This window comes from Geitlerinema sp. CS-897 (assembly GCF_028368005.1).
Classification (GTDB): Bacteria; Cyanobacteriota; Cyanobacteriia; order Cyanobacteriales; family Geitlerinemataceae; genus Baaleninema; species Baaleninema simplex.
The window spans coordinates 1-23,505 of sequence record NZ_JAQNCQ010000212.1 but is presented as its reverse complement, the minus strand read 5'-3'; the positions used below and the strand labels follow the sequence as shown (position 1 = coordinate 23,505).

20 protein-coding genes and 4 pseudogenes are annotated in these 23,505 nt (G+C 53.5%); 10 read left to right on the top strand and 14 right to left on the bottom strand.

Translation table 11 applies throughout. The features are described 5' to 3' along the window. Positions 1-286: helix-turn-helix domain-containing protein (locus POG22_RS13460; RefSeq protein WP_498905809.1), on the bottom strand; the 286-nt coding region annotated here is incomplete at its 3' end. A gap of 230 nt (positions 287-516) precedes the next feature. On the opposite strand from POG22_RS13460, the pseudogene POG22_RS13455 reads away from it, so the two are divergent. Both POG22_RS13455 and POG22_RS13450 read left to right on the top strand, forming a co-directional pair. Then, positions 517-703: pseudogene (locus tag POG22_RS13455) on the top strand (ISKra4 family transposase); the annotation flags it as partial. A 71-nt stretch (positions 704-774) separates the two neighbouring features. Continuing rightward, positions 775-1,014, top strand: a pseudogene (locus tag POG22_RS13450) (ISKra4 family transposase); the annotation flags it as partial. Positions 1,015-1,138: 124 nt separating this feature from the next. Here the strand turns inward: POG22_RS13450 and rbsK are convergent. The 5 genes from rbsK to POG22_RS13425 all read right to left on the bottom strand — a co-directional run bounded on the left by rbsK (position 1,139) and on the right by POG22_RS13425 (position 5,321). Further along, positions 1,139-2,065: a ribokinase gene (gene rbsK, locus POG22_RS13445; protein ID WP_498905808.1), complete on the bottom strand. Its 927-nt coding sequence runs from the start codon at positions 2,063-2,065 to the stop codon at positions 1,139-1,141. A gap of 81 nt (positions 2,066-2,146) precedes the next feature. Beyond that, a complete protein-coding gene (locus POG22_RS13440) occupies positions 2,147-2,533 on the bottom strand; it encodes a 6-pyruvoyl trahydropterin synthase family protein (protein ID WP_498905806.1) in 387 nt (128 codons plus the stop codon). Positions 2,534-2,607: 74 nt separating this feature from the next. Next, entirely contained in the window at positions 2,608-3,447 is an 840-nt protein-coding gene (locus POG22_RS13435; protein WP_498905805.1) for a sulfotransferase family protein, read from the bottom strand. A 119-nt stretch (positions 3,448-3,566) separates the two neighbouring features. Continuing rightward, positions 3,567-4,898 (bottom strand): class I SAM-dependent methyltransferase, encoded by a 1,332-nt coding sequence (locus tag POG22_RS13430; protein WP_498905804.1) that lies wholly within the window; start codon positions 4,896-4,898, stop codon positions 3,567-3,569. A gap of 123 nt (positions 4,899-5,021) precedes the next feature. Next, a complete protein-coding gene (locus POG22_RS13425) occupies positions 5,022-5,321 on the bottom strand; it encodes a 30S ribosomal protein PSRP-3 (protein WP_026097655.1) in 300 nt (99 codons plus the stop codon). 90 nt (positions 5,322-5,411) lie between these two features. Between POG22_RS13425 and POG22_RS13420 the strand changes: the two genes are divergently transcribed. Beyond that, the gene (locus POG22_RS13420; RefSeq protein WP_082901845.1) at positions 5,412-6,236 is read left to right on the top strand and encodes a TIGR01548 family HAD-type hydrolase; all 825 of its coding nucleotides are present in this window, start codon (positions 5,412-5,414) and stop codon (positions 6,234-6,236) included. Here the strand turns inward: POG22_RS13420 and POG22_RS13415 are convergent. The 3 genes from POG22_RS13415 to POG22_RS13405 all read right to left on the bottom strand — a co-directional run bounded on the left by POG22_RS13415 (position 6,233) and on the right by POG22_RS13405 (position 7,938). Continuing rightward, positions 6,233-6,616, bottom strand: coding sequence for a hypothetical protein (locus POG22_RS13415; protein ID WP_063718992.1), 384 nt, complete (start codon positions 6,614-6,616; stop codon positions 6,233-6,235). The genes POG22_RS13420 and POG22_RS13415 overlap by 4 nt on opposite strands. 89 nt (positions 6,617-6,705) lie before the next feature. Further along, positions 6,706-7,701: a glycosyltransferase family 2 protein gene (locus POG22_RS13410; RefSeq protein WP_498905802.1), complete on the bottom strand. Its 996-nt coding sequence runs from the start codon at positions 7,699-7,701 to the stop codon at positions 6,706-6,708. A gap of 3 nt (positions 7,702-7,704) precedes the next feature. Continuing rightward, a complete protein-coding gene (locus tag POG22_RS13405; RefSeq protein WP_063718990.1) occupies positions 7,705-7,938 on the bottom strand; it encodes a hypothetical protein in 234 nt (77 codons plus the stop codon). A 237-nt stretch (positions 7,939-8,175) separates the two neighbouring features. Between POG22_RS13405 and clpS the strand changes: the two genes are divergently transcribed. Beyond that, positions 8,176-8,457, top strand: a complete 282-nt coding sequence (gene clpS / locus POG22_RS13400) for an ATP-dependent Clp protease adapter ClpS (RefSeq protein WP_007634189.1) — start codon at positions 8,176-8,178, stop codon at positions 8,455-8,457. Between the two features lie 109 nt (positions 8,458-8,566). Here clpS and POG22_RS13395 read toward each other — a convergent pair whose 3' ends face one another. After that, positions 8,567-10,237: an alpha-glucosidase gene (locus POG22_RS13395; protein ID WP_498905800.1), complete on the bottom strand. Its 1,671-nt coding sequence runs from the start codon at positions 10,235-10,237 to the stop codon at positions 8,567-8,569. Between the two features lie 687 nt (positions 10,238-10,924). Between POG22_RS13395 and POG22_RS13390 the strand changes: the two genes are divergently transcribed. Together POG22_RS13390 and POG22_RS13385 are read left to right on the top strand one after the other, a co-directional pair. Continuing rightward, positions 10,925-11,146 (top strand): hypothetical protein, encoded by a 222-nt coding sequence (locus POG22_RS13390; protein WP_017661104.1) that lies wholly within the window; start codon positions 10,925-10,927, stop codon positions 11,144-11,146. Between the two features lie 217 nt (positions 11,147-11,363). After that, the gene (locus tag POG22_RS13385) at positions 11,364-11,870 is read left to right on the top strand and encodes a pentapeptide repeat-containing protein (RefSeq protein WP_017661106.1); all 507 of its coding nucleotides are present in this window, start codon (positions 11,364-11,366) and stop codon (positions 11,868-11,870) included. 132 nt (positions 11,871-12,002) lie between these two features. Here POG22_RS13385 and POG22_RS13380 read toward each other — a convergent pair whose 3' ends face one another. Both POG22_RS13380 and POG22_RS13375 read right to left on the bottom strand, forming a co-directional pair. Further along, a complete protein-coding gene (locus POG22_RS13380; protein ID WP_498905799.1) occupies positions 12,003-13,865 on the bottom strand; it encodes a DUF3685 domain-containing protein in 1,863 nt (620 codons plus the stop codon). Between the two features lie 143 nt (positions 13,866-14,008). Beyond that, a complete protein-coding gene (locus POG22_RS13375) occupies positions 14,009-16,054 on the bottom strand; it encodes a coiled-coil domain-containing protein (RefSeq protein WP_498905797.1) in 2,046 nt (681 codons plus the stop codon). A 368-nt stretch (positions 16,055-16,422) separates the two neighbouring features. Here POG22_RS13375 and POG22_RS13370 point away from each other — a divergent pair, with 368 nt between their 5' ends. The 4 genes from POG22_RS13370 (at position 16,423) to POG22_RS13355 (ending at position 22,976) form a co-directional block, all read left to right on the top strand. After that, positions 16,423-17,775: a TIGR04283 family arsenosugar biosynthesis glycosyltransferase gene (locus POG22_RS13370; protein ID WP_498905795.1), complete on the top strand. Its 1,353-nt coding sequence runs from the start codon at positions 16,423-16,425 to the stop codon at positions 17,773-17,775. Positions 17,776-18,250: 475 nt separating this feature from the next. Continuing rightward, the gene (locus tag POG22_RS13365) at positions 18,251-19,624 is read left to right on the top strand and encodes a calcium-binding protein (RefSeq protein ID WP_498905794.1); all 1,374 of its coding nucleotides are present in this window, start codon (positions 18,251-18,253) and stop codon (positions 19,622-19,624) included. Between the two features lie 90 nt (positions 19,625-19,714). Next, entirely contained in the window at positions 19,715-20,323 is a 609-nt protein-coding gene (locus POG22_RS13360; protein WP_498905792.1) for a Uma2 family endonuclease, read from the top strand. A 463-nt stretch (positions 20,324-20,786) separates the two neighbouring features. After that, positions 20,787-22,976, top strand: a complete 2,190-nt coding sequence (locus POG22_RS13355; RefSeq protein ID WP_498905790.1) for a tetratricopeptide repeat protein — start codon at positions 20,787-20,789, stop codon at positions 22,974-22,976. Between the two features lie 17 nt (positions 22,977-22,993). Here POG22_RS13355 and POG22_RS13350 read toward each other — a convergent pair. Together POG22_RS13350 and POG22_RS13345 are read right to left on the bottom strand one after the other, a co-directional pair. Beyond that, positions 22,994-23,166, bottom strand: a pseudogene (locus POG22_RS13350) (IS701 family transposase); the annotation flags it as partial. A gap of 222 nt (positions 23,167-23,388) precedes the next feature. Continuing rightward, positions 23,389-23,505: pseudogene (locus POG22_RS13345) on the bottom strand (ISKra4 family transposase); the annotation flags it as partial.

Below are 23,505 nucleotides of genomic sequence, written 5' to 3'. Positions count from 1 at the left end.
GCTCGGGACTGTGATACTGCTGAAGTCCTTGTCGAATTTCTTCGACGGTTTCTTCAGAAACATTCTGAAACTTCGTCTTAGCGTTTTGACGCCTTTCTTCAGCTTTTTTTTGAGCGATATCATGTAAATACAAACCTTCTTCTATAGCAGGGCGTCGGAGTTCTCGAGAAATCGTTCCTTTGTCTCGACCAAGACGACTAGCGATCTCCTCCCGCGAACAGTTTTCTTGAGTGAAGAGTTTATAGATCTCAACACGCTCAGATGGGGTAAGATGGTGATGGCTCATTGGTTCGATCTTCAATTAGGTAATTATTCATGAAAGATCGAAGTCTAGCCGATGAGCCTTTATTCGTAAACCCGCCGGTGTTGCATTTCATTTTTGAATCGGCGCTCTAAGATGTCATTTTTACCCGAATTTTTCTTTTTTCTCGGTCTTAATCCCTAACCGATTCCCGACTAATTTCATCCCCTTCTCGTGCTACTTGGTGCACTACAAGTTGAAGTGCGGAATGTGGGTTTAAAGATAACCCCGGACTCATCAGTTGGGCAAATGGCCAGATGCTAGCCGAAGAATTTACCAGTCTTGGAGATGGTCATGATGGGGTCTGGAAGATTTTCGAGTGTATCGGGACACCAGAGCAACGTATCGAAGTCCTCGATTGGTATCATCTGATGGAGAATGCTCATAAGGGACAAGGTACAGCCGCTGAGCTTTTGCGGATAGAAGCCTTGTTGTGGCGAGGAGAAACCCGTCAGGTGATTCGCTATCTGCGCCAAAAGCGATGTCGGGGAGCTACGGGATTTATCAACTACTTGAAGCATCATTCTAAGCGCATCATTGACTACCAGGCTTGGCAGGAAGCGGGACATTCGATTGGTTCGGGTCGGGTCGAGTCCTTGGTCAAACAAATTGGACTCAGGGTGAAATTGCCGGGGGCACAATGGCGAGGGGAGAATGTGCCGAAGGTGTTGAAGCATCGCTGTGCGTACCTGAATGGGGACTTGGCGGCTTAATCACTCCCGGTACACCCATTTATTCTGAGTATATTTACTCATCACGCCTAACTGAGATGCACCCGCCAAAACTACAGGGAAGTCTTTTTATCATCACTGTGTAATAGTACCTAATTTTTGACTTTCAATCGACATCTTCCGCCCCCTGAAGCGCCTCTTCCAAGTGTTCCAAATCCGGCATTGACTGTTGCGCTCCTACCTTCGTCACTGACAACGCCCCAGCCGCCATCGCCCAACGCAACGTATCCAACCAGGGTAAACCTCGATCGATCGCCGCTGCCAACGCCCCGTTAAACGCATCTCCAGCGGCTGTCGTATCCACGGCTTCGACGGCAAACGCCGGAACGAACGCCGATTCTTCTGCTGTGGCGTAAGCGATGCCCCGCGCTCCCAACGTCACGATCGCTCGATCGACCCCCCGACGCCGAAACGCCGACGCTGCCTGAAGAGCGGTTTCGGGATCGTCCACCGATGCCCCCAGCAGTTGACTGGCTTCGATTTCGTTTGGGGTCAGTATATCGACGTACTCGTACAGGGACTCGGAAAACTCTGACGCGGGAGCCGGATCGAGAATTACCGTTACCCCTGCATCTCGTGCCACTCGGGCCGCTGCTTCGACGGCGGGTATCGGGACTTCCAACTGCAACAACAGTACCGTCGCATCGGCTAAAAGTGCTTTCAGGCGATCGACATCCGACTCGTCCACTCGTCCGTTAGCACCGGGAACGATGACGATCGCGTTTTCTCCAGCGCGATCGACAGATACCACTGCAACCCCAGAGTGAGTACTTTCGTCAACCCGTACCCCCGACGCATCGACTCCGCTGTCCCACAGTCCCTTCAGCAGTTGCTCGCCAAAGCGATCGCCCCCAACGCGAGCGATCGCTCTCGTCGATGCACCCAGACGTGCCGCCGCCACAGCTTGATTGGCTCCTTTGCCCCCCAAGCCCGTAAAAAAGTTATCCCCTCGGATCGTTTCTCCCGCTACGGGCAATCGCGGGGTTTGCGTCACGAGATCGACATTGAGACTTCCGAAAACAACGACAGCCATAGGTACGGGGCGATAAACTATACAGACACAAAGAACATCGTATCGCCCTTTTGTCCAGTCCTCAAACCGTCAATTTCTCAGTCAATCTTCGTATTCGACCCAAGAATTTGGCGTTTCGGACACCCTCACTTTTAAGGTGACGCCTTCAGGAACGCGCTGTTTCGTTTCGTTGTAAATATAACGAGCGATCTCTTCCGCAGTCGTGGCGTATTCTTTCGGTAACAACTCGTTGAGAACCCCGTGATCTAACCCGCCTTTCGTCGAGTCGCGTTTCGCCCAACGCAAACTGCGGAAATCTGCCACCATCACGGGATGCGGACAGTATTCCGAAGGATGAAGCGTCGTCGAACTGGCGGTGACACGCACGCGATAGGTGTGGCCGTGCAGCCGTCCGCAGGGGCCGTTGTAATCTTCGATGTAGTGAGCGCTATCGAAGGTGAATTCTGTCGTTAACGTCCATTTGGGCATGGTCGTATCCTGTGGGTCTTACTCCTATTTTGACGTGGATTTTAAAGAGGGAACTTTTTTTCAGAGGTGAAGGATTACAGTTCGTCGCGACAGTATCCTCCTAACTCGAAGATATCCGCACATTCTCGTTCGATATCGCGAATTTGCTGTGCGGTGAGAACCTCACGGTAACGTCCGATGCTGTTGGCGGAGAGAGCTTTGCCGTACAGTGGGGTAGACCACCAAGGACGATAGCGTTCGGGGAGGCGATCGAAGTCGAGACGGCTGCGGTTCCAGGTTTGGTCGGGGTCGAAGTCCTTCAGCGACAACCCGGTAAAGGCTTCGAGTTGCGCGATCGCCGCTTGGGGGTGTCGCACCAATCCCTCATACTGGACGTAACGCGTCCGATTCCAAAACTCGGAATCTTGGCAACGTTGACAGGGGCGGTAATAGGCGTTGTAAAACTGCGCTAACCCTGCCATGTTAGAGGTTTCCAGCATTCGCACTAAAGTTGGATTCTCTCCTTTGTTTTTGAGTTTGTCCCCCACGTGCAGCAGCGAGGCGATCGCGTCTCGGGGATCGCGCAGCAACATCAGAAACTTGGCCTCGGATACCAACTCGAACAAATCGGGAAAGTATTTCGTGAGTTCCGGAGATTTGAGAACCAGATGTTGGACGTTACCGTAGCGACGAGCAGTTTTGTCTAAAAACGCCGTCACCCAAGGACGAGAAAACTCAGCGTAATCCTGCAAATCGTCGAAATAGGTGTCGCCTTCGACTTTCCACAAATATTTTCCGCGAGAGTACGTCGAGAGTACGTAAGCGAAATAGTTGGCTTCTGCGATAAACGGATTCGTATTTGGCGCGTTACAGAGAATTCCGTTTAACACCGTCGTTCCCGTTCTGGCTGCACCTCCGATGAAAAAGTAGGTCATTGTTTTAGCAAGGGAGCCGGGGAGAGGGGGAGCTGGGGAGAAGCTGTTATCTGTATAACTGTCTTCACTGGAGACTGGAGACTGGTGACTGGAGACTGGTGACTGTCTTCATCTCTTCCTCACAACTGAATGGGTTCCGAGGAGGAGGGTTCGGCGTCGGAAGTGCGATCGCACGTTATCCAATGTAGGGAAATCGGCGGTTTTGCCATGGCGAAAACCTGTTGTCCCGCCGCCCAACGCACGTACCAGGGATCGAGTTTGGGAGCGTCTTCGGGGCGATGTTGGCGTTCGTAGTCGAGAACGGGGGTTTCGTCGGTTGGGGTCAGGGGTAAATCCGCCAAGACTTCCTCGAGTTGCGATCGCGTCAAGATGGTCGAGTTGGCGGCTCTGGCGGCTTCTAACGCCACGCGATCGAATTCCACGCCGTCGTCGGCTAAAAATAGGTTAAACAGCAGCGTTCCACCGGGAACGAGGGCGTTAGCGAGCTTGGAGAGCAACGCTTTTAAGGCGTCGCCGTTTTGCAGGCGAGACGCGACTTCGCTAACCACCGCCAAACGATAACCACTCGGTTTCAGCGACACCAACGGATCGAGAATGTCGTCCGTCGTGACGGAAACGGCGAGGTTGTCCGACTCCACCAGATCTCGCAATTTCGCCGCGAAAGGCGTCGCTAACTCAAACGCGTCTACGGCGAACCCATGACGCGCCAGGGGGAGAGCGTGTTGGGCGGTTCCCACCGTCGCCACGAGAGCGGTACTGTCTTGGGGATCGATCGCCGTACCGACGTCGGTTACTTTCGTCAGAGACGGCAGTTTTTCTAAGTAATCCGGTGTTTTCGCCAGGATGTCTCGGGCTTGCTCGGAGAGCGATCGCGCCGCGACGGAGACTTTACAGTTCAATCCAGTTTGCGGGGGCGTTCCCGTTCCGTACACCACCCGAATTCGCGATTGAGGTGAGAGAACGAAGCCTTTCTCTAACTCCCGCTGCAACATTTGACGCAGGCGATCGCGCTGTTCTTCGTTCAGCGGATACGTCAACCCCGCGAACAAGTTCGCCAACTGCTTCAAATAAGCATCGCACAACGCCGGAACGCAGGGTAAGACGAGCTGTCCTTGAGTCAAGAGCGCGTTAATGGGCGCTTCCGTCCTCACCACCTGCACGCCGTACACCAAGCCCTGACGGGGAAACGGTGCGGGTTCGTAACTGACGAGTAGCTGTGTCGGCGAGTCCTGGGCGGCGGCGGTTTCCAGACTTTTGGCCAGGTTTTCGCACAACTGCACCAGTTCCTTGGCCGAAAACGGTTTTCCCAAATGGGCGAACAGTCGCTCTAACCGTTTGGCGTAGGGTTCGACAGCTCCTGTGACTCCCGGTAGAGCCACCCGTCCGCGTGCGGACATATTAAAACTGATGGCGTTGGCGATCGCTCGTTGTAACGTTGCTGAATTCGTCACGGTTTTCCCCTCTCGCGTTTCCCCTCTCACAACAATTGAAAAACCCGCTTTCGACTCGAAAACGGGTCGCGACACGAAAGCCGCAGTTGCGATCTTATCGTGCGATGGCTGCGGGTGCGATGGCTATTTGCTGCCCGTAAACCCGACTTCGGGAAATTGGCTTTGCGCCTCGGCCATCGATTTTTTCTTGCCTTCTTCTTGCCAGTAGTTGATGACCTCGGTGGCTTTGTTGAGCAGTTCCACACGCTCGACTTCCGAAATCCAGTGCTTGGCTTCCAGTTCGTTTTTGAGCTGTTCCCAAGCGTCGTTTCGCGGCCAGAAGAAGTAGGTCGTCAAGGGGCTGGTTCCTTTGCCCACCACTTGGTCAACTGCAATGGCAACGTTGTCCTCTAACCAGAGGACTTTCAGCATGAATCGGGACAATATAGACCTCCCAATACGGTGTCAAAACTTTGCAAATTATCATTATACTGTGTTCTACGAACCAGCACCAACGCCGAACGAGGAATTGTCGTGACCGATCGCATTCGTCCCGAACCCCCCGCTCCCTTTGCCATTGCTGTCTTCGACATCGATGGCGTCATCCGCGATGTGGGCGGCTCTTACCGCCGCGCCTTAGCCGATACGGTCGAACGCTTTACCGACGGGGCGTATCGTCCGACCCCCGAAGATATCGATCGCCTCAAAGCCGAAGGGATTTGGAACAACGACTGGGAAGGTTCGCAGGAGTTGGTATGGCGTTATTTCGAGTCTCAAGGAACGGATCGATCGCGCGTGTCCCTCGATTTCGAGGCGTTGGTCGATTTTTTCCAGTCTCGCTATCGCGGTGAAGATGCGGAGAACCCAGACAATTGGACGGGATACATTTGCCAGGAACCGCTTTTGGCCGATCTGACCTATTTCGACCGCCTCACGAGCGATCGCGTTCTCTGGGGCTTTTTTAGCGGTGCGACGCGCGGCTCGGCCAGTTACATCCTACAACGGCGCATCGGCTTGCCCAATCCGGTATTGGTCGCGATGGAAGACGCCCCCGGAAAACCCGATCCCACGGGACTGTTCGATACGGTCGCGCAGTTGGAAGATCGGGCTGGGGTTTCGACGCCCCTGCCGACGATTTACGCTGGAGATACGGTCGCCGATTTGTACGCCGTGCGTAAGGCCGCCGAAGCCGATTCGTCTCGTCCTTGGATTGGCGTCGGCGTGTTACCGCCTCACGTGCAAACCACCCCAGACCGTCAGGCGCAATACACGCAGTTGTTAACGGAGGCGGGGGCGAAATTTGTCGTGAAGACCGTTCGAGAGTTAACCGCCGATCGAATTCGAGATGCGATCGGTTAATACTGTTCGAGAACGCGATCGACCCCGACGAGGCGATTGTGTTGCCACACCTCGATTTCGTAGGGCGTGACGAGGTAGGTCGTCGCGTCGTTTCCTTCTAGACAGTAACTGTTTCCGTTGATGGGGCGCACGTCGCTAAAGTGGATTTCGTCGTCGCCCTCTTTCGATCGCACCGAACCTATCAGGTCGCCGTTAGTTTGTTGGCAAATGTTGATATAAAACTGTTCGGTTTCAAACGCTGCGATTTCGCGATCGCACTGATGCCAGCTTTGTACTCGGTATTCTGGTCGATTATCGGAGGTCGCGATCGCACTCGCCGAACCGACGAGGAGGCTTCCGCCCCACAACACCGCTACCATCGTACACAACCCAAAACGCATTGCGAGTTCCCAGGTTCCAACTCAACTCGATCTTATGGTGACGCTGGAGACCGTGCGATCGCGGCGATCGCGTGACAATTTTAAAGCTGTCAAAGGGGGGTTTCGGTCGACGGCGATTTTTCCAACCACTCGATTTGTCGGGCGAGATCGGGAAGCTGCGCCTCGGCCTGACCGAGCGATCGCGCCCGCATAATATACATCGTAATCGGTGGCGTCAGCAGGTCTACGAGGGTCGTTCGTCCCCCCAACAGCTTCGCACTGTCTCGAGGCAGTTCTTTTAACATCCATCGCGCGATTTGTTTGAGACGGGCGGCGGCTGATTTGTCGGGTTTGAGTTCGACGCCGTGTAACTCGTGAAGGTAGCGATTAGACTGTCCGTATCGTCGCCATTGTTTGTAGAGTTCTTCCCAAGTGGCGCGATGGCGGTGGCGGACGATCGCCGTTTCCGCGAACTCTAACGTCCAATCCGTTTGACGCAAAATCCGCCAACACATATCTGCGTCTCCGCCCGTAGTGAGATAGGGACGAAACAACCCGACTTTTACAAACGCTTCGCGACGGACGGCTAAATTGGCGGTTTGGCCGTAGGGACAAAAGGGATGCTCGAGGGTGTAGGTTTGAGATAGGATCTTGTGGCGTTCGGCGTACCGCTCGAGAAAGGTTTCGGGGGGGAGGGCTTTGACTTCTCCGGCGACGAGTCCCACCTCGCTCTTTTGAAAGGGTTTCACGAGGTTTTCGAGCCATGTCGGTTCCGGGCGACAGTCGGCGTCGGTAAACGCCAGCAGACCGTGACGGGCGGCGCGAATTCCCGTGTTTCGGGCGGCGTAGGAACTTTGAATTTCGTTTTGAGACAGGGGACGCAGGGGAAACTCTCGCTCTCGTGCGATGTTTTTCAGCAGCTCGAAGGTGCGATCGCCGCTGTTATTATCCACCAGTAGATATTCGACCTTTTCGCGGGGATAAGTTTGCCCTTGCAAACAGGAAATTAACTCCGGCACGTCTCTCTCACCGTTATAAATTGGCACGATGACAGATACCGGAGGACATGAAGGTTCGGTCGAACTCGAACGAAACTTGTCTACCACGGGTTAACGCAATAAAGCGTCTCGACGACGCTGCTGCTCGATGTAAACGCGCTCTAACAGCATTAGAGCAGTTACGATCCCGACTTGAACCGGCCAGGGGGCGATGGCAAACCCTAAAATTAAACTGATTAGGGCCGTTCCACCTGCTAGGATGCAGTAGATGTCCTCAGAGGTTTGGCGGAACCACCAGACCGAGCTGCCTGCGATCGCTAGTGCGATAACGTAGACTGGTATCATATCGATTACCTCTGACTGAATTCGGGCGTTCTGCGGACTTTCACGCTGTACCGAGGAAATCCCGGCTCGTTCCTACACACTCAAGAGTTAAAAGGTCTCTTTATATCGTATCTTAACATCCACAACTTGAGAGTTATGTATACGCGATCGCTTTCATCTAAAAAACTAATCTCGCTCGCTCGATAAAAGTCCCCATAAAATAAAGAACTGTAAACCGTCTATCGAGGAGATTAAATCGTGTCTGTTGAAACTATCGAAAAACGTTCGACCGTTCGCAAACACGCCCCCCGCTATCGAGTTTTGTTGCATAACGACGATTTCAACACGATGGAATACGTCGTACAAACCCTCGTGAAGACGGTTCCGGGTTTGACACAACCTCAAGCTGTCAGCATCATGATGGAAGCCCACACGAACGGTATGGCGCTCGTCATCACTTGCGCCCAAGAACACGCTGAATTTTACTGTGAAACGCTGCGACGCCACGGGTTGAGCAGCTCGATCGAGCCAGACGATTGAAGCAGAATTGAAGCAGAGAACTCTCACGGCGATCGATCGCCCGATGACGAGACAGTCCGACGCTCCAGACGCATCTCATCACCAGTGCGGGTCTCGAAAAACCGATGCTCTACAGCTCGATCTCGCCAAAGAAAACGCCGTAAGCTGGAAGCTCGATCGTCTCGTCGTACTGTCGCACGAAAAAGTCTGGCTCTTTGGCTTCGCGACAGTTCGGATACGCCGACACATCGAAATGAACGGCTTTAGGACTGAGGTTAAACAAACACAACAAACGTTGTTCGTCACAGTATCGCTCGATGCCAAACAGAGGTTCGGGGGTTTCGAGCAGGTGCAGCTTGCCCCGAATCAAGGCCGGTTGCTGTTTGCGCCAGTGCAACAAACGGCGGTACTTGTTCAGTAACGAGTTGGCATGGCGCTCTTGTACGTCCACCGCCTTTTCGAGATGTTCGTCGGGAATCGGCAACCACGGCTCTTTTGCGGTGGTAAATCCCGCGTTGACCCCTTCTTTTTCCCAGGGCATGGGCGTGCGAGACCCATCTCGTCCTAAAACTTTAGGATATCCTGCCAAACCGAAGGGATCTTGCATTTTATCGTAGGGAATCACCGCCTGAGTCAGTCCCAGTTCGTCCCCTTGATAAATGCAGCAACTTCCCCGCAACGACAGTAACAATGCTGCGAACATATGGTCGAAGGCTTCGTGCGTGAAGGCATCGTCGATGAGAAACTTCATCCACCGGGATTTCAAGCGGGGGAAGTCGTGGGTGCCTCCAGTCCAACAAATCACGCCGTCGCCGAAGCGCTGTTCGACGGAACGGACGATGTCGCACAACCGTTGGTAATCGAGTGGTTCGGGGGTCATGAGCGAGGAGTTGTACGCCATGTGCAAGCGCTTGTCCCCTCGGACGTACTCGCTAGAGATGCCGACGGTATCTTCGGCGGAACTGATTTCGGCTAGGGTCGTGGTGCCGGGGTAGCGATCGGTGAGGCTGCGAATTTTTTCGAGCAATTCCAGGGTTTTGGGCTGACAGAAGTTGTAGAGGTTGATGCGATCGAAAAAGGGATCGTTGATATCGGCCCCGGCTGGACGAGGGACGCTGTCCGGCCGGGGGGGATTGTCTCGCAGTTGTCGGTCGTGGGTAAAGAAGTTGACCACGTCGAGGCGAAATCCGTCGACTCCCATGTCGAGCCAAAATCTCGCGACGTCGAGAATGGCATCGATAACCTCGGGGTTATACCAGTTGAGATCGGGCTGTTCGGCAAGGAAATTGTGGAGGTAATATTGTTGTCGCCCTTCGTCCCACGTCCAGGCACGACCGCCAAAGGTCGACAGCCAGTTGTTGGGCGGGCTGCCGTCGGGTTTGGCGTCTGCCCACACGTACCAGTCGGCTTTGGGATTGTCTCGACTGCTGCGACTTTCGAGGAACCAAGGGTGTCGATCGGAGGTGTGATTCCAAACTTGGTCGATGAGGACTTTGAGACCTCGTTGGTGGGCTCGATCGAGGAGGGTTTTGAAGTCGTCCATCGTTCCGAAAATCGGATCGACGGCACGATAGTCTGAGATGTCGTAGCCGAAATCTTTCATGGGGGATTTGAAGAACGGCGACACCCAAACGGTATCGACTCCAAGATCGGCGATATAGTCGAGTTTGTTGACGATTCCCTGTAAGTCCCCGATTCCGTCGCCGTTACTGTCGGCAAAACTGCGGGGATACACTTGATAAACGGTCGCGCTGCGCCACCACTCTCGGTTCGCTTCTCGATTCGTCTCTCGGTTCGTCATGGTTGACCTCTTCTTCAATTTTTGTTGGGCAATGCTGCGCGGAACGCTCGGAGGGCAAACCGGGAAGACAAGGTTGCTGCTGTCTGGACGATCTTCTCGATCTGCCGTCCGAAGTCGCTGTTTTCAAGTTAACACTGGATGCGGGTTCGGTCGATCGGATGGGAACGCGATCGCGGCTGAGGCTTCTATCGACTGCGATCGCCGCGTTTCGGTGACGGTTCGAGATCGGTTTTCTCTCCTTCTCGGACGAGAGCGCGTTTTGATGAATTCGCGGTGGTGCGAAAGACCGCTTCGGAGATCTCGAACGGCCGTCGCGCTAAAATAGGGGAGCTGCGATCGCTGCCCCAACGTCATCTCTTCGAGACGGCGATCGCCTTGACTGTAATTACTTAAAATCCCTTAAAAGAAATTCAAAAAAAAATTTCTATACTTTCAGGCGATCGTTTCTGATGTTACAGAAGTATCAAAAAATTAGAAGTTTTATGTCATTGATGTGGAAGGTCTTTACCTAAGTTGGAAATGCCGTTATGCTAGGATCGGTTCAAATCTAAAATAATTATTAAATTGTTTTGCGATCGCGTTCGATTTCACGATCGAGTCAAGTTAAAGGTGCGATTTCTCACGAGCGAGCGTCCGAACCCATAGTCAGAGCGATCGTTTAGCGATCGTCTAAGGAGGTTAAACTTCATGACTCCCGTGTTACTGCGTCAGTTTTGGTTGTCCATCGAACAGACTCAAGCCACCTTATTGTTGAGTCTCGACGATGCGAGTCTCGTTCGGTGGTTAACCAAGCAGCTCGCCCAAAACCTATCTCTCGAAAGTCACGACTTGCGAGTCCTCGATACGTACGTTCGTTCGAGAATCCCGTTAATTCGAGATTTAGCGCACCAGCGTCAAGAAAGCAGCTAGAAACTCGTGTTAGACTGAAGCGGCTAGGGATCGCCGTTCGCCGGAGTTATGGTGATTAACGGTCGAGACTGTCCGATCCGAACGTTACCAACCGAAAACCGTTATCGGTCGATCCAATGGAGTCGGGGCGCACTACTGACTTAGTCCTGACGTTTCCGATCGGTGTCGATCGCCAACCGAAACGAGACGTTCTCCAGTCGATCGAGGTCGAACAACGATGAACGCAGACGAGTTGCTAGAGCGTTATGCCCACGGCGAAAAAGATTTTGAAGAGGTCGATCTTCGAGGCGTCGATCTCAGCGGTGCGAACTTAACCTGTATTCATTTCAACGGGGCGAACCTCAGCGGTACGAACCTCAGTGGGGCGAGTCTGAGTAGTGCTAAGCTCGCTGGGGCGAATCTCAGCGATGCCGATTTGAGTCAAGCCATTCTCCTCAGTACCGATTTGCGAGGAGCGAACCTCAGCGGCGCGAATCTCGGCGGTGCGAATCTCAGCGGTGCGAATCTCAGCGGCGCGAATCTCAGTTGGGCGAACCTCATTGGCTGCACTCTCCGAAGTGCAGATCTCGAAACTGCCAATTTAGAAGGTGCGAACCTACAATACGCACGGCTCATCGACGCCAATCTCACCGAAGCCAACCTCGACGAAGCCAACCTCAACTGGGCGCAACTCGACGGCGCAAACTTAGAGCGCGTTACAATGCCCGATTCGGTATCTCCATAAGGGAGAGAGGGAGAGGGGGAGAGAGGGAGAGGGGGAGCAAGGGAGAAACGATTAACTGTTCCCTATTCCCCATTCCCCGTTCCCTGTCTTCACTGGTGACTGGTGACTGGTGACTGTAAAAGGTGACTGTTTTCACTGTTCGCTGTTGGCTGTAAAAGGGGATTTCGTCGAGCGGGTAGCCTCGTTGCGCGAGTCCGAAGAGACTCCAGCCTGCGGACGCGATCGCACGCCGCCGAGGTTTTCTAAAATGCCGCGTCCGATCAGACCGATGCCGCGTCCGATCACCTGCGTCAAGATATAAACTAAACCGCTTCCGACGAACGCGACCGCCGAACGCAGTCGAGGGGCGAGGGCGTCTCGTCCTTCGAGTACGACTGTGATAGCTTGGGGAATGCCCGACAGTGCTGTCAGTTCTGCACGACGGGACGTATAAATATCGACGCGTTTAATTCCCCGTTCGGCGAATACGAACAGCGCGTGACGGCTTTCGTAAATGGCTTTCGGTTCGCCGATGTACTTTTGCCAGCGGTATTTCCACGACAGCTCGTTGCGAAAGCGATCGATATCTCGTGTCGAGAGGGCGCGTTTGTCGTAAAACGCTTGTTCGATCGCTTCGACGTAGGCGAAGTTATTCAACAGCGGTTGAACCACGGCGTTCGCGACGCAGACGAGGAGATTGTGCAATAAATACTCCGCTCTGAGCGTGGCCTCGAGGCTACCGAACTCGTACTGTTGGGCGTCCACCTTCAACGGTACGCGAAACAGCAGGTGTGCCAGCAATTCTGACACCTGGGGAATTTTATCCAAAATTGCTTCGCGCACTACCTCCGCGTCTTGTAGCAAAATATCGACCAATTCAACCGGGCGATCGTTGATAACGAGGGTATAGTAGCGCCCGAAGAAGTCGAGGGTCGTTCCCTGCCACAAATCCAACAGAACGCGCGATCGCTTTTCGGGAAGTTGTTCTGGGCGTACTGACGACGCCTGCAAGTCGAGGGAGGTTTCGTCGAACCGTCGCAATACCGTCGCTAAGAGTTCCCGTTTCTTCTCCGGGCTGAAAATATCGATTTCGAGAGGAGTGCTACTGAGGTTAAGTAACCGCGATTGCAATTTCGTCAGGGTCGCGTCGAAGACGAGCGCTCGAACGTCGCCGCTGTCGAGGAAGTCGGCATCGCCTGCATAAAGAGCGTCGGCCTTCTCCGGTCGAGACGCCAACATCTCCGATCGCCCTTCGTATCGTGCTGCCGATCCTTCAGGATTCGTGTTTCCGGTTGCCTGCGGCGGTTGCGACGATGCAGTCGAACGAGATCGACGCGATCGCAGCTGACCGACGATCCAACGAGCTGCCCGCAATTCCCGACGACGACCTTCTAACACCGCGCGATCGATGAGTGTCAAATTCGGATCGCGCAGTCGATCGACGATCTGACGCAATGCCGCGTCGATATAGCGAAAACCTGGCGGATCGGGTATTTCCAGAGGTGGCGAGGCGACGGTTCGAGCAACGCTTTGGCGACTGCTGGCAAACCGGCGTTCGGTTGTTACTTCTGCCACCGTTTGCGGCGGTTCCTGCCAGTAAAACCCGCCCGAAGCGACTTGCTCGAAGGCGTCTAACAATTCCGAGAGCGGCGTTCCCTTACGACAAAACCCCCTGACGCCCAACTGACGGGCTAACGCCAAGCGAGCGACGGTGGGAGCGGCGCTCAGCAGCAGTACCGGAACCTCTGGAGTGCGATCGCGTAGGGTCTGACACAGCCGTAGCTGTTCGGCGAGATCTCCCACCACGATTAAATCGATCTGATTTTCGTCCGATCGCGCGTCGAGGTAGGCCGAGGTCTCGGCTTCCGTTTCCAATTCGGCCGCGATACGAACGGTCGGCACGTCAGCTAACCAAGTCCGCAGTCCCAACTGAAACAACTTGTCGGGATCGACCGATACGATCGCGATCGCCGCCTCAGAATCGTGAGTTTTCAGATACGAGCCATCAGTGGTCATTTTTTACAGCCAACAGCGAGCAGTGAAGACAGTCACCAGTCACCAGTGAAGAGACGAGGAAGATTTTTTCCTTGTCTCCTTGTCTCATTGTCCCCTTGCCCCCTTGTCCCTCCTTTGCTTCACTGCTCCCTTGCTCGTTTTCTCTAATACGTTACTTTCTTTTCGCTCGGCGGCGGAGCGTAAGCTGGTTCGGGAGCGGGAGCTTCGTAAACCGGTTCGGGAGCGGGAGCTTCGTAAACCGGTTCGGGAGCGGGGGCTTCGTAAGCCGGTTCGGAAGTTTGGGGAGTACCGCCGCGATCGCTCGACGCTGGGGCGCTGCGGTTGCCTCCGTCCCGTTCGGCGAGCCATTCTCCGATTTTGCCTTGGGCTTCGTAGTAAATGGGGCTGTCCGTTCCGATTTCTGCGGCGGTGGCGATCGCGTCGGTCAGTTTTCCTTCTTCGGCATATTCGATCGCCTCGTCGAGAATCGGCCGGTCTTCGTACAGTCGCCACTCTTCGCGCCAGCGATCGATCGCTTTACGCGCTTCTCCGTACAAGGGGCGATCGTCCTCGATTTGCTGAGCCAACTCGACCGCTTCGGCGAACTCGTTCTCTTGCGCCAGCTTTTCAGCTTCTTCTAAGATCGGGCGGTCTTCGAGCCTGGCGATTTCCGTGCGACTGCGGGCGATTAACGCCTGGGCTTCGGGTCGGGCAGCTCGACCGAGGGGAATTTGTTCGGCCTGCTCGATGGCGGCTTCGAGGGCTTCGATCGTTCCCAGTTCTGCCAACCGCTCGGCGCGACGCAGGATCGGGCGATCGGCGATGCGTTCCATTTCCTTACGCCAGTAGGCGACCAGTGTTTGAGCGTGAACGCGACGGGGGCGATCGCTTTCGATCGCTTCTGCTTGAGCGAGAGCCACCTCCAATGCGAACGGTTGTCCGATGGCGGCGATGGCGCTGGCGGCTTGCAAGCCAAACAAATCCTGCAAGTGGCTCTCCCACTCGGGCTGTTGTCGGCGAGCGCTGTCGTGGAGGGGATGGTCTGACGGCAGACTTTCCGAGAGGGCTTCGGCTTCTAGAAGCGTCAGGATTTGGGTCGAAACCGGCTTCACCAGTGGGTTCGATTCTGAGGAAGTCAGTACCCCGCTCTCGGCTAAAACGACGACTTCTCGAGCGCGGGTGTATTCCGAGGCTTCAGCGGGAATCGTTTCGGCTGCCTCGAGGGCCCGTTGGAAGTTTCCGGCTTGCTGTTCGGCGACTGCCATTTCGAGGACTTTCTGACTCCACTTTTCGATCTCGGATCGGGCGTCGGCGCGGGCGTAGGTATCAGCTTCGATCGCATTAATTAATCGCAGTGCTGCTTCGCTTTCGTAAGGTGTCTCCCATTGCACCGATTCTCGCGCCTGTTTGAGTTTGCGGCGTCCTTCCTTTTCCGCTGCAATTTGAGCCATCAGCTTGTCGTGACGCTGTTCGCTCCAGTAATCGTCTCCAATTCCGAGCAACCGCTCGGCTTGATATTCGGCTTCCGACCAGTTTTGATTTTTCAGGGCTTCGCTAGCCAAGTTGTAGATATGCTGTCCCTGTTCCCAGCCGCGATCCCACCGTGCGATGGTCGTTTGGGCTTCGGGATAGGTGGGGCTGTCTTTGGGGATGCGTTCGAGCAGCCCTAGGGCCACGTCGAGTTCTCCTCGCAGCGCCGCACGTCGAGCCATATCTAGCAACTGGTTCGACCATTTTTCGGTGAACTTCTTGCCTTGGCGTTGTAAGGGGTGATCCTCGGGCCAGCTTTCGACGAGGGCGATCGCCGCTTCTAAGTCTTCTAAGCGCCCCGATTCGGCGGCTTGTTGGGCGCAATACAGCCGTTCGCGGTCGGGAGCGAGGGTCGAGACGGCCTTACAATCGGGAACCGGGGGCATGGAAAACAGCCACACTAACGCCCCCATTGCGGTACTGCTAAATCCGACGAGGACTAAAAACCAGAACAGCGGCCATCCCCACAGGCGATCGAGGGTCTTTTTCGAGGAGAGTGCGACTCGAGCCAACAGGGATACTGGCTGCTCTTGCGCCGCCTTCTCTTCTGTTACTTGAGGCGGTGGAGTCTCGTCGGTCGCGTTACGTTCGGGTTCGAGATCGGTATCGACGGTCGGCTGGGTTTCGGGAAGTTCGCCTTCAGCTCGAACGCGGATGGGATCGCCTTGTGTGTTCGCCATGCCTTTCGCCAGGGGGTTGAAATAATTTAAACGGGGATTTGTTAAAACACTTTTCAATATAGGCGATTTTATCGAAATGTCCGAGTCCGAAACGGGAATTGTTATCTCAATTGTGGTGGAGGCGGGGCGGGGACTCGGCGATCGCAGGGGTTTGAGGGGATGGACTTTATGGCTGCGATCGCCGACGATCGTGTCTACGGCAAAGTTTCGCCGACCTGCAGTCGAGGGAACAGGGAACCGGCCACGGGCAAAAGTAAGGAATTTTGTTTAGATGCGATCGTATCTTAAATCTCCATCCTACACCTGCACGATTCCCTGTTCCCTCGCACAATTATCTTTCAAATGACTGGAGGTAGGACGAAATACAGATGATGGTTCAAAACAAGACGCAGTCGGTCTCGAACGGTTCGGAAATGTCAGTTTGGAAACGCCAACGAACGGTCGTGTTTACGCGCTATCCCACACCGGGACGCACGAAAACTCGGTTGATTCCGGCCTGGGGGGAACGGGGGGCGGCATGGTTGCAACGTCGCATGACGGAACGAACCTTCGCGACGGTGCGTCAGTGGCGGGACGCTGAAGGCGACGCAGCGGTGGAAGTGCGCTTTGTCGGTGGGAGGTTGGGGCAACTGCGGCGGTGGTTGGGACGAGATCTCCTGTATCGTCCTCAAGAAGAGGGGGATTTGGGCGATCGCCTTTGGCAGGCGGTCGAAAGGGCGTTTGCGGAGGGGGGCGAACGGGTAACGTTAGTCGGAATCGACTGTCCGGCGCTGAGTGCGTCTCTGTTGCAGCAGGGGTTTGCGGCGTTAGACGAGGCCGATGTGGTACTCGGTCCGGCTAACGATGGGGGATATTATTCGATCGCGTTGCGACGAGCGATACCGGAACTGTTTTCGGGGATTGCCTGGGGAACGGAGACGGTATTGCAGCAAACGTTGGAGGTGGCGCGATCGCTAGGGCTTTCCGTGGCGTTGTTGGACTCCCTCGACGATATCGATCGCCCGGAGGATTTGCCCGAGTGGGATCGGGCGACGGGACGCCAATCTCAACGGGTTTCGGTGGTGATTCCGGCATTGAACGAGGCGATCGCGCTACCGGAGACGTTGAAGTCGGTATTGGCGGGAACGAACGTCGAAGCGATCGTGGTCGATGGGGGAAGTCGGGACGAGACGGTGGCGATCGCGCGATCGCTGGGGGCGACGGTTCTCGTCAGCGAACCCGGCCGGGCGCGACAGATGAACGCCGGGGCGCAAGCGGCCACGGGAGAGATCCTGTTGTTCCTTCACGCGGATACGCACCTTCCTCAAGGGTTCGAGGTGGCGGTTCGTCAAGTGTTGTCGGAACCGTCTGTGGTGGCGGGGGCGTTCGAGTTACAAATTGCGGCGTCTCTCTCGGGGATACGGACGGTCGAACGGGGGGCGAACTGGCGATCGCGTTGGGCACAGTTTCCCTATGGCGATCAGGGCATTTTTTTGAAGCGCGATCGGTTTTGGCAACTCGGCGGATTTCCCGATCTGCCGATTATGGAAGATTTCGAGTTCGTGCGGCAACTGCGGCGACAGGGCAACATCGCGATCGCTCCGGTTCCCGTCGTCACGTCAGGACGCCGCTGGCAGCACATCGGCATTTTACATGTGACGGTTCTCAATCAGGCGATCGTCGCGGCCTATTTACTCGGTGTATCTCCCGAACGACTGGTTCGTTGGTATCGCCAACGATAGTTTTTCGTAAATACTAGGCGAGTTTTGATAAATAATCCCGAACGAATCTCTTCAGTTTTTGTGTATCTGAAGGGATATTTCTGCGATCGTATTGCGTAAAAACACTTATTTTTTGATTCCTCAAAAAAAACGATCGGTAATATTGTCTATTTTTTGTCCGTAAAAATACGAAATTTTCTTTAAGAATCTCGAAACTTTATTTAATCAAAAAAAGATAATTTTTTTAGAAAATTTGGGAACTATGAAAATAAGAACCCGTCATAAAAGACTAAAGCGGCACGACAAGGAACCGACCGACCCAAGAAGTTACCTATAACGGTTTTGAAAACGGTTTTGAAAAGTTCCAATCTTATCGATCGCAAAATGGAGAGGCTGCTACTTCTCATAGGAAAGATCGAAGAACGGCTCGAACCAACGCTCGATCGTGCCGGGGCGTGCATCGTTGAAAACCTATACTAGATGGAGACCGAAGATCGTGGACGACGTTTTAAACCCAGTAGACGAACAAGTTATCGATCCGACTAACGAAGAACTCGAAGATGAACTCGAGGACAATGACGAACTCGAAGACAGTGACGAACTCGAAGACAGTGACGGAGATCTCGACGGTAGCGAGACCCCAGGTGGCAGTGGTGAATTCAGCTTTGTCGTCACTGACTTTGTAGGAAACCCCGCCGAAGCAACCGTTTCCTTAAAGTCGGTCGATGGCGGTGTCGAAATTTCTGTCGAAGCCAGTCAATCCGTTCGAGGCGTTTTCTTCAACATCGCCGACGATTCTAAACTCGAATCCTTGAGTTCGTCGAGCGAATTGAAAGTCAAAGACGATCGCAAAGACGTTTCTCAAGTCGGAACTGCCAGCATCGCCCCGAACTCTTATGAAGTCGGAGTTGCCGGTGGAGACTCGGTCGTCGTATCCGGCTTAACCCTCGACGATCTCATCGGTCAAGAATTCGGCGTGCGGACTCAAAGCGACAAACTCGCCGGTACTGCTGAAGAAGGCATGGGTTCGACGCCGGAAGATTCCGGGGAAGAGGGTGAAGGCGACGGTAGCCTCGTTACCGACCTCGATGGCGAACTCGGAGACGACGCAGCCTCGGACGATATGATGCCCGACGACGGCGAAGGCGACACGCTCGAGTCCGTCCTCGTCACGAACGAAGTCGATTTCCAAGCCATTCTCAGCCTCAACCAACAGGTTCGACTGAGCGTCGAAACTCAAAGCTTCTTCCAACTCGAATTCTCTGGAGAAGCGGTCGATCTCGACGACTTGGGCGAAAACGAAGTCATCTGTTCTGAAGGAGACGACAGTGTAGCCGGAACGGCCGATACCGACATCGTGTCTGGAGAAGCCGGGAACGACGAACTCACTGGAGATGCTGGAAGCGACGTTCTCGTCGGTGCTGATGGAAACGATAGCGTCGATGGTGGTTCGGATAACGATATTGTCAACGGAAACACGGGCGAAGACGTGGTGTCCGGCGGTGATGGAAACGACTTGATGAACGGCGGTCAAGACAACGACGTACTGATGGGCGGCGAAGGTGACGACGTCATCGATGGCGACCTCGGCGACGATGTCTTAACGGGTGGCGGCGGGAGCGATACCTTCGTTCTCGACGACGAAACCAGCCTCGACGCGATTATGGACTTTGAAGTCGGTGTCGATCGCCTGGCTTTCCAACTGACGCAATCGTTTACCTTCGAGGTGGGCGACTTCGATGGCGACGGAACGCTCGACTTGGGTGTCAAACTCGAATCGGGCTTCCAAATCGCTACCATCAGCGGCGTCGAAGACAGCAATGCTATTGACGTGGTAGAGGTTCCTGAAAGCGACGCTCTGCTTGCCTAAGCAATATTATTCAACCCTTTGTCCGCAGCAGTACCTCGGTGCTGCTGTTTTTTGTTCGTACAATTAAGGTGATGCTATCGTGCGATCGCCATGCTCGCTAAATCTCCTTTCCTTAGCCCTGAAGAATACCTGCAACTCGAAACTCAGAGTTCCACCAAGCACGAATACTTCGACGGCGAAATCGTCGCTATGGCAGGGGCTACGGACGCCCACGTTACCATTGCGCTCAACCTGGCCAGCGACCTGCGATCGCACCTCCGGGGTTCTGGATGCCGAATCTTCATCTCGGATATGAAAGCCCGCATCGACACTCGCAACCGCTTTTTCTATCCCGATCTTCTCGTCACTTGCGACTCCCGCGACACGGAAACTGCCACTTACAAACGCTTCCCAAAACTTATCGTCGAAGTTCTCTCCCAATCGACGGAATCTTTCGACCGTGGCGACAAATTCAACGATTACCAAACCCTCGAGAGCTTGCAAGAATACGTTTTAATTAACAGCCGACACCGTCGCGTGGAGATCTTCCGCCGCCAAACGAACGGTCTTTGGCTTTTTCAAACTTACGACGATTGCGAAACGTTTCGACTTGAAAGTATTGACTACACGGGTACGTTTGAAATGCTGTACGAAGATGTCAGTCTCGAAGATGTCAGTCTCGAACGGGGCGATCGCGGTGAAAGCGATTTGGTTAATTAGATATGGCAACCCTAAATCAGTTGTGTAACAAAATCGGGAACAGAGAACAGGAAATAAGATTTTTTTGATATTTTAATTTTTGATGACTCGTTTGGAATGTCTGAATTTAATATTTTACAAACAACTTAAGATTGCTATAGTATTGAATTGAAAGGTATAAAATGCTTTGTTTTATATAAGATTTAATTTGCAAGCGATACTATAAATATTTTTCAAAAACACTTAAAATCTGTTATTATCTTAGCAAGAAATACTGCTTCGGATTTCATGTTTTTTGTCGGACTTTTCAAGTAATACTTCGTCCGTCTACCAACTCACATCTCGAACGAGGTGTTGTTGTCCGGCTAGTATCGCGACTGGCTCGCACACAGCCGAAATCCCGTTCGCGCCTCAACGTACTGTCATCCGAGGCGTCTATCGATTACCATTCGATCGATCTCCTGTTTTTAATTGTCTCCAAATCGTGACTGATGACGCCCAAAATTCAACCGCTCGCCAGCACTACCACCATGGTAACGATCGCTTCAACGCCAACAGCCTAGACGAAGCGATCGCCGCCTACCAAGCCGCCATCGAGTTACAGCCCGATGTGGCATCCTACCACTACAATCTCGGTAACACCTACTTTGCTCAACAGCAATTCGATCGCGCGATCGCTGCCTATCAAGTCAGCATTCAGTGCGATCCTGAATTTTTTGAAGCCTACTTCAACCTCAGTCACGCCTACGAACATCAGGGCAATTTCAAAGCCGCGATCGCCGGATACCGTCACGCTACTCGTCTCAATCCGAAAGCACTCCAGGCTTACGACATCCTCGCCAAACTGCATTTACTACAGGGAAACTTCCACGAGGCCATCGATACCTACCGACAAATTCTGCGCCTGTTTCCCGAATTTTTCGAGACGTACCAACGTTGGTTAACTCACCTCGATCGCAGTCGCATTCTCGACGAAACCCGCCACTACCGCGATCGCTTTTTGCGAGGTTTGCAACAAACTGCCGATTCTGCCGATGTTTGGTACGTCTTAGCCAGTCTCCTCGCCCGTCACGGACAAGTCAAACTCGCGATCCTTGCCTACCAACACACCCTCGAACTCGATCCCGACTTCATCGACGCCTATCACAGCTTGGGATCTCTCTACAATCAACAGGGTTACTTCGAGGCAGCGATTCACACCCTCGAAATCGCAAGACGACGCGACGGCGATCGCGAAACTCTGACTTTAGAACTGGCCAAAAGTATCGCTCTTTTACGGTGTCACGATGCGGCGATCGCGCTGTTGCGAGAGTTTCTCGAACGCCATCCCCAATCTGCCAACTGCTTCTATTATTTAGGCAAACTGCTGTGGGTCGTACGACGCCCCGACGAAGCGTTTCAAGCCTTTCGCCACGCCGGAACTCTCCAACCGTACGGGGGACGAGATGTTTACAGTTTGGGGATCGCCCTCGCCCAAGCGGAAAAACCCAACGCTGCTTACGATGCCTTACTTCCGCGACGTCGCCCCTCTCCGCCCCAAGGATACTACGCCACGACTCGAGATTGGGCGATCGCTACCAACTGTCTGTCGCTGTATCGTCGCGTGCGATCGCCCCATTCCGTCACGCTTTCCGCCCCGAAAGCCTTGCCCAATCAATATTCTCCTGCCACTGACGCCACGTTTCACTTCGGCGAAGCCTTCGTCGCCACAATTCCACGAGGGCGGGCGTACTGGAGTGGCGACGCTCGACGAGACGATTATGCTAGTGCGGTTATCGCACCGGACGATCGCCTGTTAGCAGATGTTTCGATCGACTTTACCGCTCGGTTGAATTCTACAGGCGATCGCCATCCCAGCCAACACCGTATTTTTCACGAAAAACATCTGTCACCCATTGAAGATTTCGACGAAACGATTGCCATTCTCTCTCCGATTAACTGTGATAATTACTATCACTGGATGGTCTATTTGTTGCCGAGATTGGGACTTATAATAGAATCAAAAATCGATCTAGAGACGATCGATCGCTTTTTGATAGATAGTTTTTACCAGCCTTTCCAAAAAGAAACGTTTCAACAGTTGGAAATTCCAAAACAAAAAGTGTTGACGGTCGATCGCTCTCCTCACATACGCGCTCAAAAACTGATCGTACCGTCAATTCCCAGCGATTTGATAGCGATCGACCGTGCTTCCTGTCAGTGGATTAAAAGCTTATTTTTGCCCCGATCGCAAGAGTTACCTACGCCCGATAAACGGTTGTATATTCGACGCAAAACCGGACAAAATCGTCGCGTTATTGAAGAAGAACAGTTAATTGAATTTCTCGAAATTTACGGATTTGAAGCCGTCGAACTCGAAAATAAATCCATCGTCGAACAAGCCCAACTGTTCGCCGCCGCCGAAGCGGTTATTGCACCTCACGGTGCGGGGCTAACTAACGTTTTATTCTGTCAACCGGGAACGAAAATTATCGAAATTCTCTCTCCCAATTACGCCCATCAATTTTATGCCATTCTCAGCCGACAGTGTCAGCTCGATTATGCGTATTGTTGGAGCCGCAGTCTGTCCCTCGACCACTTTAACGATGTATTCTGGATGACGATAATGCGGGAAGATTTGTGGGTCGATCGCGATCGCCTTTTGGCAACGATGAAGCTTCTCGAGATTGTTTAACGGGACTCAAATAAATTTTAAGCCCAAACCAAGCCAAAACGCACTTTGTGAGCGGCAAAGAAGTCTTGATTTCGCTTAGCCATGCCACAAAATGAAAAGACATGGCCGCCCGAAAAGCCTCTAAAGCCTCCATGAAAGTCTCTAAAGGTTGGTTCACCCACTTCCTTCGTAAATCGCCCATCAACTTATGTCAAAGCGCCGATTCAAAAATGAAATGCAACACCGGCGGGTTTACGAATAAAGGCTCATCGGCTAGACTTCGATCTTTCATGAATAATTACCTAATTGAAGATCGAACCAAGGAGCCATCACCATCTTACCCCATCTGAGCGTGTTGAGATCTATAAACTCTTCACTCAAGAAAACTGTTCGCGGGGGGAGATCGCTAGGGTGCATCCCAGTTTTGCAAGTGTTAGGCGTAAAAGTCTCCATTGAGATAAGCACAGCGTTGCTTGAGGACTTGTGGAACGTTCTGACGTTCCCACTGAGCGCCGGAAATCTTGAGACGCCGACCAATCTGCTTGACCGT